The organism is Hymenobacter ruricola, from assembly GCF_015694525.1.
GTDB lineage: Bacteria > Bacteroidota > Bacteroidia > Cytophagales > Hymenobacteraceae > Hymenobacter > Hymenobacter ruricola.
In genome coordinates this window covers 46,259-60,415 of the sequence record NZ_JADQDM010000014.1, presented here as the reverse complement: position 1 = coordinate 60,415, position 14,157 = coordinate 46,259, and the positions used below count along the sequence as shown (strand labels likewise).

12 protein-coding genes are annotated in these 14,157 nt (G+C 63.4%); 1 reads left to right on the top strand and 11 read right to left on the bottom strand.

What is annotated here, in order from left to right:
- Positions 1-22: 22 nt before the first annotated feature.
- A complete protein-coding gene (locus I2H31_RS19810; RefSeq protein ID WP_196294799.1) occupies positions 23-949 on the top strand; it encodes a toxin-antitoxin system YwqK family antitoxin in 927 nt (308 codons plus the stop codon).
- A gap of 1 nt (position 950) precedes the next feature.
- Here I2H31_RS19810 and I2H31_RS19805 read toward each other — a convergent pair whose 3' ends face one another.
- The 11 genes from I2H31_RS19805 to I2H31_RS19755 form a co-directional block, all read right to left on the bottom strand.
- A complete protein-coding gene (locus tag I2H31_RS19805; protein ID WP_317192248.1) occupies positions 951-1,334 on the bottom strand; it encodes a DUF6122 family protein in 384 nt (127 codons plus the stop codon).
- Between the two features lie 410 nt (positions 1,335-1,744).
- Positions 1,745-4,195: a multicopper oxidase domain-containing protein gene (locus tag I2H31_RS19800; protein ID WP_196294798.1), complete on the bottom strand. Its 2,451-nt coding sequence runs from the start codon at positions 4,193-4,195 to the stop codon at positions 1,745-1,747.
- Positions 4,196-4,201: 6 nt separating this feature from the next.
- On the bottom strand, positions 4,202-5,224 hold the full coding sequence (locus tag I2H31_RS19795) for a DUF2231 domain-containing protein (RefSeq protein ID WP_196294797.1): 1,023 nt from the start codon (positions 5,222-5,224) through the stop codon (positions 4,202-4,204).
- A 151-nt stretch (positions 5,225-5,375) separates the two neighbouring features.
- On the bottom strand, positions 5,376-5,585 hold the full coding sequence (locus tag I2H31_RS19790; RefSeq protein ID WP_196294796.1) for a heavy-metal-associated domain-containing protein: 210 nt from the start codon (positions 5,583-5,585) through the stop codon (positions 5,376-5,378).
- 136 nt (positions 5,586-5,721) lie between these two features.
- Positions 5,722-6,063, bottom strand: coding sequence for a four-helix bundle copper-binding protein (locus tag I2H31_RS19785; RefSeq protein WP_196294795.1), 342 nt, complete (start codon positions 6,061-6,063; stop codon positions 5,722-5,724).
- Positions 6,064-6,125: 62 nt separating this feature from the next.
- Positions 6,126-7,190, bottom strand: coding sequence for an HNH endonuclease (locus tag I2H31_RS19780; RefSeq protein ID WP_196294794.1), 1,065 nt, complete (start codon positions 7,188-7,190; stop codon positions 6,126-6,128).
- Positions 7,191-7,296: 106 nt separating this feature from the next.
- Complete coding sequence (locus tag I2H31_RS19775) at positions 7,297-7,893, bottom strand: helix-turn-helix transcriptional regulator (RefSeq protein WP_196294793.1); 597 nt, start codon at positions 7,891-7,893, stop codon at positions 7,297-7,299.
- Between the two features lie 10 nt (positions 7,894-7,903).
- Complete coding sequence (locus I2H31_RS19770) at positions 7,904-11,125, bottom strand: efflux RND transporter permease subunit (RefSeq protein WP_196294792.1); 3,222 nt, start codon at positions 11,123-11,125, stop codon at positions 7,904-7,906.
- 3 nt (positions 11,126-11,128) lie between these two features.
- Complete coding sequence (locus I2H31_RS19765) at positions 11,129-12,277, bottom strand: efflux RND transporter periplasmic adaptor subunit (protein WP_196294791.1); 1,149 nt, start codon at positions 12,275-12,277, stop codon at positions 11,129-11,131.
- The gene (locus I2H31_RS19760; RefSeq protein WP_196294790.1) at positions 12,261-12,872 is read right to left on the bottom strand and encodes a hypothetical protein; all 612 of its coding nucleotides are present in this window, start codon (positions 12,870-12,872) and stop codon (positions 12,261-12,263) included. The genes I2H31_RS19765 and I2H31_RS19760 overlap by 17 nt, the downstream gene beginning before the upstream one ends.
- Complete coding sequence (locus I2H31_RS19755; protein WP_196294789.1) at positions 12,872-14,113, bottom strand: TolC family protein; 1,242 nt, start codon at positions 14,111-14,113, stop codon at positions 12,872-12,874. The genes I2H31_RS19760 and I2H31_RS19755 overlap by 1 nt, the downstream gene beginning before the upstream one ends.
- Positions 14,114-14,157: the final 44 nt, after the last annotated feature.

The window sequence follows — 14,157 nt, the reverse complement described above, 5'->3', positions numbered from 1 at the left end:
CTCCGCTGCTCACTTTTATTGTATGGCCAAAAATTACCCGCTGCTTTTTCTACTCCTTATTATAAGCATCCCTGCGCTGGCCCAGCGGCCCAAGCCGGCGGCCGTGAGTTTGCCCCCGGCCGACACGGTGTATTTCGACCGCGACTGGGAACGGACCGAAACGCTGGAAGAAGTTGCCTACGCCCGCATTGCGCACCACGACGCGGCGGGCAAAACGATGGGCACCGTGCGCGACTACTTTTACCCTTCTTGGAAAAAGCAATGGGAAGGCAAGATGGCCAGCGAAAAGCCCGACAAGCCCACGGGCCTGTGCTGCGGTTGGCACGAGAACGGCCAGGTCAGTTTTCGGGGTACGTATCTGAACGGCGTGCAGCAGGCCGACTTTCGCAGCTGGCGTGAGGACGGGCGGGAAATCAAGTGTGCATCCCGTCTGGTAGAGGCCTTGCCGCTGAGCAATGCTTCCATTCATTGCAGCAACTGCATGCACTCCAGCCGCAAGGTGTTCACGGTCGATATTCCGGACGGCACGGTGGGCATCGTTTACAAGCTCGACGTGCGCGACGAGGGCCAGCCGCCGGTATCATGGTCTACGGCGCTGGCCATGGCCGCAGTGGTGGGCAGCGGCGGCACGGCGGCCCCAGCCCTGTTGGGCGCTGCCGCTTCGGCCCTAACCAAGCAGGGCAACAATGCGCCGCCCACGGTCAGCACTAAGTGCCACTGGTATATCACCGCCGACCCGGCCGCGGCCAACCAGTTCCTGGCGACGAAGGGTACTATTACAAATGTGCAGGCCTGCCTGCGGGCCGCGTCGAATACGCCCCAAGAAACCCGTCCCATTACTTTGCCGCCGGGCACGCGCCAGCTTTTTGTGTGCGTGAACAATGACAACTACACCACCGACGCTACTGCTACGCTGAGCGTGAGCGCCCTGGTGCAGGCGTGTAAGTAGCTTACTCCCTAGCCTCGCGTCCCAGGAGCTTCCGCAGCCAATTGCGCAGGGCGTAAATACGGGAGTTGAGGTAGCACTCGTGGCAGTGGCTGAAGCTCCACAAGCAATCCACCGTATCCGTAAACAGGTGGAACAGGATGCCCACGGCGACAATTTGCGTCGCTGGCAGCAGGAGCAGCAAGGCGTACACCGGTACGGCATAGAATGAGTGCAGCGGATGATAGCCGATGCTGCAGCGCCGCGGTTCGAAGATGGGTTTGGCCAGCAGGTGGTCCAGGTCAATGAGCATCGTGGCCAGCATAATCAGGTAAGCCGTTTGCCACATCAAGGGAAAAAACACCAGCGCCAGCACGGCCGGGAAAGCAAAGTGCAGGCTGTAGTGCACCAGCGTTTGGGCGCTAAATAATTTGAATGGCTTGCGTGGCTGGCGCGGGGCAGTGGGCTGGGTAAAGCGGGCTGTAGTATCGTTAGCTATTGCTTTGGCATACCTGCTGCCCAACTTCCTCGCCGGCTCCTGTTTTGTTCTGGGCACGTGGTCCCGCGTGCTCACGACCTGGGGCCGGACTTTCGTAGGTAGCGGCCGTTGCGGGATGGTAGGCGCATCGTGGGCGGTGATGGTTGCCACCGTATCAAAATGCTGTGCTGATAGCGGGAGATGGTACCCGGCGGTAGCGGGAAACTTCGGGACTACAACAGACGAACGGCAACCGGCCAATGCCAGGGACAAACTGGCGGCAGTGGATAGAATAACGCGAAAAACAGGCAGTAGGGGCATTACTTACCTTCAAGCTGCCGTTAGTAGTGGAAGGTGAGGCCCGCGCCCCAGCCGTACTGGTTGTCGTAGTTCGTGCTCAGCGAGGCGTATTTGCTGACCATGTAGCGGAAGCCGAGGGTAAACTCCCGGTCCGTATTGCCCCGGATGTCCATGAAGACGTTGTTGCTCAGCGGTATATCACGGCGCTCCAGTTGGGCCCGCACCTGGCCGGTGAGGTCGGTGCGCAGCTCGGCGCGCACCAGCAGGGGCAGCAGGTAGTACACGCCGACTTCGGCCTGCCGGCGGAAGTTGCGGTTGTTGTCCTCGGTGCGGCGGTTGCCGCCCTCGCTGTCCGACGCCGAGCGCAGGGTTTTGTTGTCGCGCAGGTCGTAGCCCACGAAGGCGGCCAGGAACTGCCGCTTGTCGAGGTAGCGCAGCAGGTGGGTTTCGGTTTCGTAGTTGCCCTGGTAGTTGACCCGGCCCTCAAATTCGAGGGCGTTCTTGTTATTGGAGAGGTTAGCTTCGAGAAAGCTGCCCTGCGAATGCACCGCTAAATCGGCCCAGGGGTAGAGCTTGTTGTCCTCGCGCTTGAGGTGGCGGTAGCCCGTGCGGGCGTACTCGTTCCGGGGGCTGCCCTCGTAGCTGATGACGCGGGCCATGCCCGACATCATGTGGTAGAGGGTGTGGCAGTGGAAAAACCAGTCCTGGTCCTCGTTGGCGTCGAACTCGATGGTGACCTTGCCCATCGACTGAATATCAAAGGTGTGCTTCAGGGGCGAGTACGCACCCTGGGCGTTGACGAGGCGGAAGAAGTGCCCGTGCAGGTGCAGCGGGTGGCGCATCATCGTCATGTTTTGAAAGACCATGCGCACGTTTTCGCCCTTGCGGATGGGGATGTTGTCGGATTCGGACAGGGTTTTGTTATCGAACGACCAGACGTAGCGCAGCATGTTGCCGGTCAGGGTGAGGTTGATTTCCCGCCACTGCTTGGTGGAGTCCAGGGTGGTGGGGTGCAGAGCGCGCAGCTGGTTGTAGTTGAAGTCGCCGCTCATGCCGCCCATGGCCATTCCGCCCATGTCCATGCCCCCCATGCTGCCCGAATCCTGCAGGCTGCCCATGCCCATGCCGCCCTTCTCCTGCTGGTTCATTGGGCGGTTGCGGGGCGGGGCGGTGGAGGTGGCCGGCGCGGTGCCGTGCTGCATGTCCATGCCCGCCGGGGTGGCTCCGCCTTCCGCCGCAGGAGCTTTCGCGGCCTGGCTGCCACTCATGTCCATGCCTTTCATGTTGTCGCCGGCCGGGGCCGCCGCGCCTTTCGGGCTCATCTGGCCGGCTCCGCCCATGCGCATCCCGCTCATGTTGCCCATGCTGTTCATCTCCCGCGTCATCTGGAAGTAGTTGAGCTTGGGCAGGTCGGGGGTGCGCATCGGCTCGCCCTGCCCGAAATAACCGGAGGTGTAGCCCGTCACGTCGGAGGAGGTGGCCCGCAGCTCGGCCGCGCCCATCTGGGGCACGCTGATGAGCAGGTCGTAGGTTTCGGCGGTGGCGATTTCCAGCTTGCTGGTCGGAAAGGGCTCCACGTTGATGCCATCGGCGGCGATGACCTGCATCGGCCCGCCGGCGTACTGCAGCTTGAAGTAAGACGAGGCGCTGCCGTTGATGACGCGCAGGCGCACTACCTCACCGGGCTGGGCGTCCTTAAAGTAGCTCAGTTCCTGCCCGTTCGTCAAAAACTTGTTGTAGAACACATCGGCCACGTCCATGGCCGGCATCCGCTGCCACTCCTGCTTGAGCTTGTCCTTTACGTAGCCGGCGGCCAGGGCCTCGCCGTAGCTCTGGGTCGCGCCTTTCTGCACGGCAAACCACTCGCCGGCCCGCTTGAGGTAGCGCAGCACTTCCTTGGGCCGGTGGTCGGTCCAGTCGGAGAGCACCAGCACGTACTCTTTCAGCTGATACTGAATTTCCTTGGGCTGCACCACGATGGAGCCGTAAAGCCCGGCCTGCTCCTGCAGCATGGTGTGCGAGTGATACCAGTAGGTGCCGCTCTGGCGCAGCGGAAACGTGTAGGTGTGTACCGTGCCGGGCTTAATAGGGTCCGTGGTCAGGTAGGGCACACCGTCATATTGATTGGGCAGCAGCAGGCCGTGCCAGTGCACGGAGGTTTCCATGGCCATCTGGTTGTGCACCCGGATAACGGCGGTATCGCCCTCGTTGAAGCGCAGTGTGGGGGCCGGAATCTGGCCGTTGATGCCAATGGCGTGGCGCATTTTGCCGGTGAAGTTGACCATCCGGTCTTCCACGTAGAGGTCGTATTCAACCCGCTTGCCCACGTAGCTCGTCCGGGGCATGACCACGGTGCCCTGCAGTTGCTTAGCCGGCGGGACCGATTGGGTGAGGTAGGATTCCTGCGGCTGGGGCATGGCCATGCCGGGCATCGACTGTGCCCCGGCTCCGAGAGAAGCCAGCAGAAAAGAGAGTAGGAGTAATAATCTCATAAGGGGCTAGTGCTTAGGCGAGGGTTGGTTCCGGGCCGGGTTGTTGTCCTTGAAACGGAACTTGTCCAGGGGGTTAGGCATCTGCATGCGGGGCATCGAGCCCGTGGCGGGCATGACCTGGCCCTTTTCCATGCCGGGCATATCGGCCATGTTGCCCGGGGCCGGCGCGGGCTGGGCGACGGGCATTTTCATACCCGGCATATCCGCCATTCCTTCCATCCCGGCTTGCGCCTTGCCGGGCTTTTTCGCCCCCGCCGGTTGGCTCTTCATGCCCGGCATACTGGCCATCCCGGGCATCTCTTCCCGCTGATTCGGACTGGCCGAATGATTCATTTTCATGCCTGGAGGCATCTTTGACGAGGTTTTGGGGGCGGACATCTGCATGCCAGGCATGTCGGCCATTTTCTCCGATTTGGCCACCGGGCGCGCCGGCTGCGGGCTGCTCATATCCATCCCCGCCATGTCGGCCGAGCTGGGCTTTTCAGCCGGAGGCTGGTGGCCAGGCGCGGGATTTTCGGTGTGGTCATCCGCTTCCGCTTTGGCGGGTTGACCACCGGTTTCCATCTCCATGCCGGGCATTGCGCCCTCCTCATCGTCTTCGTGGCCGTGGTGCTTCGACACCAGGTGGCCCTGCGGCCCCACCCCTTCCACGTACACCAGCTGCGCGCCCCGGTGGCCGGCCACCGACAACACGCCGGCCGCCGCCAGGGCAAACCCGAGCACCAGGATTTCATAGGCGCGGCGCTGAATCTTAAAGAACTGCCCAATGCCGCGCAGCAGCAGCGTGATACCCGAGAGCCACAGCGTGTAGCCTGCAAACTTCTCGTGGGCCGCAAACACGGCCGCCGCCCGGGGAGCCAGGCCCGTAGGCATGGCGTGAAACGTGGTGCTGGCGGCCAGCGCCCCCGCAAAACCGCCGGCCAGTATGAGCAGCGTGCCCCAGCGAACCTGCTCCCAGTCCTTGAAAACCAGCACGGCCTGTGAGGCCGCGCCCAGCAGAATGAGCACGATGGGGACGTGCACGACCAAGGGGTGTAAGTTGGGGAAATCTGAAAACATAGTCAGGCGGTCAGGTAGGGTAAATAAGGGCAGTTGCGGGCTGGCGAGTGCTGTCCGGCAACCCCAGCGCCAACAAAAACGCCCGACATAAGCCGGGCGTTTTGAAGAGAGCAAAGGCTGTTTACGCAGCAGCTATCTTAAAGCCGGCCTGCTCGACGGCCTGCACGACTTCCTCCGGCGTGAGCTTGTCCGAGGTCACGGTCAGAATCTTGTCGGGGTTGGCCGTATCGACCTGCCAGTTGCCGGCTCCGGCCTGCTCGTTGAGGGTGGGCGTGACGGCCTTGATGCAGCCGCCGCAGTTGATGTTGGTTTTGAATTGAAGCGTTTTCATGACGAGTTGAGTTAAGAACCCACACCGGGTTCGTGCAAATACAACACGCAAAGCTGCGGCCAAGGTGGCACCACCGGGGTACAGAATTGCGCAGGGGGCTTGCATGATTTCCCGTCCCCCGCCATCAGCAGCGAGTTTATGCGGCTACGCTGATGCCGGCGCGGCAGGCTTCTTCGCAGCGGCGGCAGGCCTCGGCGCACTCCTTGCAGTGCTGCATGTGGGCACCGTGCTTTTCGCACTCGTCGCCACAGGCCTTGCAGACTTCGGCGCACTCGCGCAGCAGGTGCGCGGCATGCTCCGAGCCGCGGGCTACCAGCCGGGCGGTCAGGGCGCACACGTCGGCGCAGTCACGGTCGAGGCTAATACAGCGGGCCATCATCTTTACATCGTCTTCCTGCAGGCAGGCGGTGGCGCAGTGCTCGCAGGCGGCAATGCAGGCGTTGAGGGCGTCGAGGAGGGATTGGTTTTGGGCGTGCATGGGTAAAAGCGTTAAAGTGGAGGGGAGTAAGCCGAAGCTACTCCTGCTTATACCCGTCGGGCTTAGCCTGGTTTTACATCAATTGCCTCGTGGCTTGCATCATTTGGCGCTACCGGGTCAAGCGGTAGCTCCACCATTTTCTCGAAGGAAAGAGAAAACCGATGCTCTTCGCCTACACGCTTCTGATTTGAGGTAAAATCGACCCGTTTAAACGAGGCGGGGCCGTAATCGGCCAACCACGTTTCCCCAATCAAAAGCGGGAAAACGGGGATGTCAATGGTCTTCAAAGGGGGTGTAATGGCTAAAAAACGAACCTTATCGACTCGACTGAAGGGCAGTGCCAACTGAAAGTAGTAGTTGGCATAGTAGAGCACAAACACCTTTTCCGGAATGTTAGCCGGCGCTGTCTCGCTACGGGTGTAGAGTTGGGCAAAGGGTGCCGGAAACACCGGCGGACCGGGAATGGAGTGTATCATCACGCTAAGCAGGTCCATTCCTTGGGCTGCTGCATCGTGCTCCTCCGAAGTAACGAACCGTCTGGCCCACGCATAATCGGCCACTTCCTGTTCATCAAGTAAACAGAGGGCCATTTTCAACAAGAGCTTGACCAGATGAATTGGGACGTAGCTCGGACGTGTGGTAACCAGCTGCGCAGAATTTGTAGCCGCATCAATGATGAGCGGGTCCTGGCCCTGAATCGTCTTGATGTGCAGACCTTCCGCGCCCATGGATACCTCCAGCCCGGTCTTATTGTCCTTGAATTTGGGGACTTTCTTGTTCTTGCCTTTAATCTGGTTAAAGGTTCGGGCTACGCCCAAGTAGTTGGCGAAGGAGTCTTCGTACTTCGCAAACAACGCGTTGCACGTGTCGCACTCGAAGTAGGATAGAATGTTGCGGTTGCCCATAAAATCGGGCATCACATGCGCATCCTTTCGGAACGACACCTCTGGTTCCGTCCTGCCACAAAACCGGCAAACCCGAGGCGTGGGCGTCCCCAGATAATAGGGTGTGTCTGAGGGGCCAACCATCATTTGACAGTTGTATGCCTCGAAAAATTGTAGGGCACGCTGTTGATTTACTGCATCGGCCGGCATGGGAAGTTGCAGTGTTTTGGTAATTCTGGCCATAGAAGGACGTGGTGCTGTGAAAGATGAAAGAGAAGCAAAACGTGGAACGGAGCCAGGTAAGTTTCTACAGTCGAACTTTCATATTGGATAACCACAATTTGGCCTGCTAATCAACACTCTGTGTAAAGGCCAGCTGCTGCCGGTAGGCCGAGGGGGAGCACTGCGCAAACCGCCGGAACTGCCCGGAAAAGTGCGCCAAACTGCCGTAGCCTAGCTGCCGGGCAATGCGCCCGATGTCGAGCCGGGAAGTCTGCAGCAATTCCTGGGCGTAGGCCAGCCGCTGGCTGGTAATGTAGCTGATGAGGCTTTCGTGGCCGGGCAGCTGGGCGAAGGCCGCGTGCAGGCGGCGGCTGTCCAGGCCCACCTCCCGGGCCAGGGCGGGAACGAACTCGCGGTGCCGCAGCGTGTTGCCGGAGCGCCGCAGCAGTTGGGCCACGGCCAGCTTTACCCGGTCCACCAGCGCCTGCGCGGGGCTTTCCAGCAGGGCAAAGCCGGCCGTGGCCAGCGCCTGGCGAATACGGGCCCAGTCCAGCTGCCCAGCCTGGTCCAAAACCGTGGCCGCGCCCAGCCGCACATCGAGCACCTGCAGCCCCAGGCTTTCCAGCTCCCGCCGCACCACCCGAATACCGCGCGCGCAGACCATGTGCTTGATGTAAAGCACACAGCCGGCATCGTTAGGCAGGGAGAGTGGAGCGAGGGACATAACCAAAAACTTAGACGGCCGGCTGCACCGGGTTCAGGTCGGCGGGCGGCGTCAGGGGCTGGGCGTCCAACTCCTGCGGGTGGGCATCGAGGCTGACTTCGTGGTGGCCGCGCTGGTACTGGGCCAGGGCCTTTTCGCCGAAGAGCCAGAACACGACCGGCGTCACCACGATGTCGAGGAAGGTGGAACTGAGCAGGCCGCCGAGGATGACCGTGGCCACGGGGTAGAGAATTTCCTTGCCCGGCGCGTCCTTGGCCAGCGTGAGCGGCACCAGGGCCAGCGCCGCTACCAGGGCTGTCATCAGCACCGGCACCAGGCGTTCGAGCGAGCCGCGGATAATCATCTCCTTGCTGAACCTCTCGCCCTCGTGCTCCACCAGGTGGATGTAGTGGGAAATCATCATGATGCCGTTGCGCGAGGCGATGCCGGTGAGCGTGATGAAGCCCACCAGCGAGGCAATGCTGAACGTGCCGCCCGTGAGCAGCACCGCCACCACCGAGCCAATGAGGGCCAGCGGGATGTTGAGCATAATCTGCCCCACCATCAGCCCCGACTTGAAGTGCGAGTACAGTACCAGGAAGATGCCGGCCAGCGAGAACAAGCTCAGCCAGAGAATTTTCTGCGAGGCCGACTGCTGGCTTTCGAACTGCCCGCCGTAGGTCAGGTAGTAGCCCGCTGGCAGCTTCACCTGCTGATTGATGCGGGCCTGCACCTCTTTGACGGTGCTGCCCAGGTCGCGCCCGGCCACGTTCATCGAGACGGTGATGCGGCGCTGGGTGTTTTCGTGGTTGACGGTGTTCGGGCCGGGCTCGTAGCTCACGTCCGCCACCTGGCTCACCGGAATCAGCGCCCCCGAGGGCGTCTCGATGCGGGTCTGGGCGATGGTGGCGATGTCGTTGCGCTGGGCTTCGGGCAGCTTCACGATGAGGTCGAAGCGCTTCTGGCCGTCGAGCATCTGCGACACCACGTCGCCCTGAAACAGCGTTTCCAAGGTGGCCACCACTTGGCCCCGCTCCAGGCCGTAGGCGCGCAGGGCGGCGTCGCGGGGGCGCACCAGCAGCTGCGGAATCTGCACCTGCTTCTCCACTTGCAGGTCGACCACGCCGGGCACCGAGCTGGCGGCCGTGCGAATTTCGTTGGCGTAGCGGCGCAACTCCAGCAAATCGTTGCCGAATACCTTAATGGCCACCTGCGCCCGCACCCCGCTCAACAGGTGGTCGAGGCGGTGGCTGATGGGCTGGCCGATGTTGACGTTGACGCCGGTAATCAGGCCCAGCCGCTGGCGCAGGTCGGCCAGGATTTCCTCCCGGCTGCGCATTGTTTTTCCCGCTTGTTCCAACTCCTGCTCGGTTTTGAAGGCCACCTCGATTTCCGAATTGTTGACCGACTCGGCGTGTTCGTCCAGCTCGGCGCGGCCGGTGCGGCGGGCGGTGTAAGCTACTTCCGGCAGCTGCAAAATCTGCTCCTCCCCCAGCGTGCCCAGCTTGTTGGATTCGGTGAGCGAGGTGCCGGCCGGGGCCGAGAAGTTGACCGTGAGCGAGCCTTCGTTGAAGGGCGGCAGAAACTCGGTGCCAAAGAAGGGCACCAGCGAGGCGGCCAGTGCGAACAGCAGCCCAGTGACCGTGAGCACCATTTTCGGGTGGGTCAGGCCCCAGCCCAGCAGGCCGGTATCCTTGCGCTTAAGCCAGCGCACCAGCCCGCCTTCCTGCTCGGCCGCCCGAATCTGCTTCATCTTGGGCAGCAGGTAGTAGCAGAGCACCGGCGTGATGGTGAGCGACACGAACAGCGACGCCACAATGCTGGTGATGTAGGCAATGCCCAGCGGGGCAAAAATGCGCCCCTCCATGCCTTCGAGCGCGAACAGCGGCAGGAACACCAGCACCACGATGATGGTGGCGTACACAATGGAGTTGCGCACCTCCGAGGAGGCAGCGTAAATTACCTGCAGGGCCGGTTTGGGCTGGGGCAGGTGCTGATTTTCACGCAGGCGGCGGAACACGTTTTCCACGTCCACGATGGCGTCATCGACCAACTCGCCGATGGCGATGGCCAGCCCGCCCAGCGTCATGGTGTTGATGCTGATGCCCGCCACGCGGAATACCAGCGCCGTCACCAGCAGCGAGAGCGGAATGGCCACCAGTGAGATAAAGGTGGTGCGCACGTTCAGCAGGAAGGCGAACAGCACGATGACCACCAGAATGGCCCCGTCGCGCAGGGCCTCCTCCACGTTGGTAATCGACGACTCGATAAAATCGGCCTGCTTAAACAGGCGGGTGTTTACCTGCACGTCCTTGGGCAGCGAGGGCTTCAGCTCGACCAGCGCCTTTTCCACGGCCTGGGTCAGGCCCACGGTGGCGGTGCCGGGCTGCTTTTCGATGCTGAGAATGACGGCGGGCTTGCCGTTCACGCTGCCGTCGCCGCGCTTGAAGCGCGCCCCGAAGGCCACATTGGCCACCTGCTTGACGCTGATGGGCGAGCCCTGCCGGTAGCCCACGATGATGTTCTCGATGTCAGCCACCGAGCGCAGCCGGCCCAGGTTGCGAATGAGCACTTCCGAGCCGTTGCGGTCGAAGAAGTTGCCGGTGGTGTTCAGGTTGGAGCGGCGCAGCGCCTCTTCCACCTGCGTTACGGTCAGGCCCGTGGCGTTCAAGCGGGGCATGTCCAGCAGCACCTGGTACTGCAGGTTATCGCCGCCGATGGGAATGACCTGGGCCACGCCGGGAATGCTGAGCAGGCGCTGGCGCACGGTGTAGTTGGCCAGCGTGCGCAGGTCGGCCGCGTTGGTCTGCTGGCCTCCCGAGAGGCCCACCAGCATAATCTGGCCCATCACCGAGGAAATCGGTCCCAGCACCGGCGTAATGCCGGTGGGCAGTTGCCCGCTCACGGTTTGCAGCTTCTCGGCCACAATCTGGCGGGCCGTGAAAATGTCGGTGCCGTAGTCGAACTCCACGAACACCATCCCTAAGCCGATGGCCGAGTTGGAGCGCACGGCCGCCACGCCGGTGGCCCCGTTCAGGGCCGTTTCCACGGGCAGCGTTACCAGGGCTTCCACTTCCTCGGGGGCCATGCCGGCCGCTTCCAGGAACACGGTCACGCGGGGGCGGTCGAGGTCAGGCAGCACGTCCACGGGCAGCTGGCGCGCCGTGTAGGTGCCGGCGATGAGCAGGCCCGCGGCAAAGGCCAGCATGAGCAGGCGGTTTTGCAGGGCAAAACGAATGATTTTATCGAGCATCCGCTATTGGTTCAAGTAGATGGATTTGAGCTGGTAGGTGCCCACGCTCACCACCCGGTCGTTTTCGTTCACGTCGCCGGCCAGCAGCACCGTCTGCGCACCGTTAGCGGCACCCGGCTGCACGTAGCGGATTTTGAAGGTTTCGGGGTCGGTGTGCACGAAGACCACGGGCTTGCCGTTCAAATCGGTCAGCGCCGAAGTGGGCACCACCAGCTGCTTTTTGCCGCCGCCGCTGCGGCCCAGCACCTGCACGTTCACGGCCTGGCCGGCGCGGAATAGGTTGGTACCGGTGGGGTCGAGTTCCAGCACCAGCTGGCGGGCCTGGTTCACCGGGTTCACTACGTTGCTGAACACCACCAGCCGGGCCGGGGCGCTGCCGGCCTGCCCCTGCAGGCCTTCCACCTGAAACTGGGCCCCGGCCGGAATCTTGTCCAAGTCCTGGGCGAACACCTGGGCTTCGACCCGCAGCTTGCCGGGGTTGAGCACCCGAAACAGCTCGTCGCCCTGGGTCACCTGCTGGCCCACCGCGAGGGTGAACACGTCCACCGTGCCGCTGATGGGCGAAGTGATGGTGACGCGGCGGTTGCTGGCCTGCCCGTTAAGAATGCCCGCGTTCTGGCGGGCCTGGCGCAGGCGCAGCTCGGCGGCCACCACGTCCTTGCGGGCCGCGATGTCGGCGATGGTCTGCAGGCGGGCGTAGTCCTGCTGGGCCGCCCGCAGCTCGGCCTGGGCGTTGGCCCGCTCGGTGCTGAGGCCGATTTGCTGGGTCGCGTCCAGGGTCTGGTCGATGACGGCCAGCACCTGCCCGGCGCGCACCGGCTGCCCTACTTTGGCCGCGAGGCTCACGATGCGCCCGGTCTGGGGTACCACCACCCGGCCTTCGCCCCCGGCGGCTGAGGCCACGGTGCCGTAGAGGGTCAGCCGGTTATAGGTATCGGAGTAGCCGGCCAGGGCCGTGCGCACCCCGAACAGGAACTGGCTTTCCTTGGGCAACGCCACGGCATCGGTCATGGCCACACCGCTGGAAGCGTGGGCCGCGTCGCCGTGGTCTTCGCCACCGTGCGCCCACAGCGCGGCGGGCGGGGGCAGCAGCACGGAAAAGGCCAGCCCGAGGGCGGCCGTAGCGGCGAGAAACTTATGCGTGGTTTTCATAAACAGCGGGCGTTGAAGTGGGGACGGCAGCGGCCGGGCGACGGCGGCGCATAACCAGGGCAGTGAGGGCAATGCCCAGCGCGAAGGCCCCGAAGAGCAGCAGCACGGTTTTCCAGGAGCCGATGAGGGGCGCGGCGGCCGGAGCCGGGGCCGCCGCCACGGGCAGCAGCTTGCCGACCTCAATGCCGGAGAGCAGCATCAAGTCGGCCTTGTCGCCGGCCACGATGTTCACGGCCAGGCTGTACTTCTTATTGGCCGGAAACGTGCCCTCGACTAGGTAGGCTCCCGGCGACTTTTCGGATACCGTGAATTTCAGGTCGGCCGCTTCCGGGCAGGTCACCGTCAGCTTGGCTCCCTTGATGGGCGCGTTAGTAGCGTAGTCCGACACGAACAGTCGCATGTCGGCGTCTTCACCTTTTTTCAACGGCTCGAAGCGCAGCAGCAGCTCGAAGCTCTCGGACAGCGCCGCCACCGAGAAGGTGGTGGCCACCGGCCCGGCCGAGGGTTTGGCCGCGTCGCCGTGGTCTTCGCCGCCGTGGGCGCGGGCCCCGGTGGCCAGCAGCAGGGCCAGCAAAAGCAGGAGGAGGTTCTTCATTATTGTCCCCGCAGGTAGTTAAGTGCAACGATGGCCTGACGGTAGTCGCGGATGGTGGTCAGGTAGGTATTCTGAATGGTAAAGGCCTGGTTCAGGCTCTGAATCAGCACCAGGTAGCTGATTTCGCCGGCCTTGAACAGGCGCTGCGACTGGCTGATGATGGCCCGCGACTGGGGCAGGCCGGTCTGCTCGTAGTAGGTGAGCGAGGCGGCAAACTTGCGCGTGTCGGCTAGGGCCTGCTGGTACTGGGTGCCCAGGTCGAGGCGCTGCACCTGCAGCTGGGCCTGGGCGGCCTTGCTGCGCGCCGTGGCCGCCTGCAGCTGCGCGCGGTAGGTCCAGAACCAGATGGGCACCGACACGCCGAACTGAAAGCGGTACTTTACCAGCGAGTTCTCATAGGCCTGATTCTGATAGCCCAGCGTCAGGGCCGGGGTGCGCCGCGCCCGCACCAGGCTGATGCCCGACTGGCTCAGCGCCACGTTCTGGCCGTAGTAAGCCAGCGTGGGGCTCAAGGCCACGGCGGCGCTGTCCTGCTGGGGTAGCGTGCCCAGCAGCTCCGCGCCGGCGCGGGCCAGCTCGGGGCCGGTCTGGCGCAGGTCGGCATCGGCGGTGAGGTTGGCTTCCGGCTGCCCGAGCAGCAGGCCTAGGCGGCGCTGCGCCGAACGCTGGTCCACCACGGCCTGGTCGAGCTGATTGCGCACCTGCCGGGCTTCGGCCTCGGTGCTCACCCGCTGCAAGGCCGTTACCTCGCCGGCCTTGAACAGGCGGTCGGTGGCCACTTGCAACGCCCGAAACAGGCTGTCCTGATAAGTGAGCTGGCGCACCTGCGCCTCGGCAAACTGCAGGCTCAGGTAGGCTTGGCGCACGTCGCGCCGCACGGTGGCCCGGTTCACGTCGAGGCCCCGCTCGGCCAGGGTGATGCCGGCCTGCGCGGCCTGGGCCTGCCGGCGGTACACCGTGGGGAAATCAATGGTTTGCACCACGCCCGGGGCCCACCGCTCGCCCGTGGGCGCGGAAAACAGAAAGTCCGGGTTGGTGGGCGAGAAGCTGCCACGCTTCAGGGCGCGCTGCTCCGCGATTTCCTCAGCCGACTGGCGCAGGCGCGGGTGCCGGCGCAGGGCCTGCTGCTCGGCGCTGTCGAGGCGCACCACGACCTGCTGCGCCCCCGCCGGTCCGGCCAGCAGTACCAGCAGGAGCAGCAAGAGCCTGAACCGGCGCTGGCGAATGGGAAGATTGTTCATAAGCATGAGTTAGGCCGCTGGCCCCTCCGCCGGCAGCCGACGGA